Raw genomic sequence first — 1044 nt, 5'->3', positions numbered from 1 at the left:
CCCTAGCCCCCCTGCCCCCACGTATCTACTTTCCACCCAACGCCGGAATCACCGTTTCGCCGAAGGTATCAATAAACCGGGCCTGGGCGGTGTTGACATTGTGCAAAATCAGCTCGTCAAAGCCCAGCTCGATGTCGGTCTTGAGCCAGTCGAGGTGCTGCTGAGGGTCCGCTGAAACACGCACGTGCTGCTCAATTTCGTCAGGGGTGACAAAGGATCCAGCGGCGTCGAATTGCTCGACGGTGCGAATTTCGCTCAGCAGCACGCTTTTGAAGATATTGTTGCGCCACTGCTGGTGCGCTCCTTCACGAGCGGCCTCCTGAGTGCGATCGTAGGAGAGCTGCACCTTGAGAATCATCGGTTTGCCCTCGCCGCCGCCCCGTCGAAAGGCATCGACCACAGGCTTCAGCTTCTCGGGTGGGCGCGAGGTGGTAATCAGCCCATCGGCCCAGCTCCCCACCCACTCGGCGGTTGCGGGTGTAATCGCCGCCCCAATGATCTGCGGCTGGTAATCGGGCCGGGTGTAGAGCTTGGCGTCTTCTACTGTGACCAGGCCTTGGTGGTTGACGGTTTCACCAGCCCAGAGGGCGCGCATGATGTCGACGCATTCTTTCAGGCGGCGGTTGCGATCGCCCTTATTCGGCCAGCGGGTACCGGTAATATGCTCGTTCAGCGCCTGCCCACTGCCTACAGTCAGCCAAAAACGGTGGGGAAACATCTCCATCAGAGTAGCCGCCGCCTGGGCAATGATGGCCGGGTGGTACCGCTGCCCCGGCGCATTCACAATTCGGAAGTTTAGGTTGGTCGCCTGCATCGCCGCCCCCAGCCACGACCAGGCAAACCCGCTCTCGCCCTGGTCTTTACCCCAAGGCAAAAAGTGGTCCGAAGACAGGGCATGGGTAAAGCCTGCCTGTTCGGCCCGCTGCACCCATTCGAGCAGCTGGCTCGGCTTGAACTGTTCGTGGGAGGCGTGATAGCCGAGATGAACCATGGCGGTAGAGGGATTTAGAAATGGGTGGATGAGTGGGAGGGTGGATGAGTGGG

At 60.3% G+C, this 1044-nt stretch carries 1 protein-coding gene; it reads right to left on the bottom strand.

From position 1 onward, the window contains the following. Positions 1-25 precede the first annotated feature (25 nt). The gene (locus IQ273_RS33405; RefSeq protein ID WP_194027355.1) at positions 26-991 is read right to left on the bottom strand and encodes a TIGR03885 family FMN-dependent LLM class oxidoreductase; all 966 of its coding nucleotides are present in this window, start codon (positions 989-991) and stop codon (positions 26-28) included. Positions 992-1044 lie beyond the last annotated feature (53 nt).

Origin of the sequence: Nodosilinea sp. LEGE 07298 (genome assembly GCF_015207265.1) — a bacterium.
In the GTDB taxonomy this organism is placed as follows: domain Bacteria; phylum Cyanobacteriota; class Cyanobacteriia; order Phormidesmidales; family Phormidesmidaceae; genus Nodosilinea.
This window is presented reverse-complemented; position numbering and strand designations above follow the sequence as displayed.

What these genes read in the sequence shown, in the direction of transcription:
- IQ273_RS33405 (WP_194027355.1), bottom strand. Translation starts at nt 991, where the DNA reads ATGGTTCATCTCGGCTATCACGCCTCCCACGAACAGTTCAAGCCGAGC.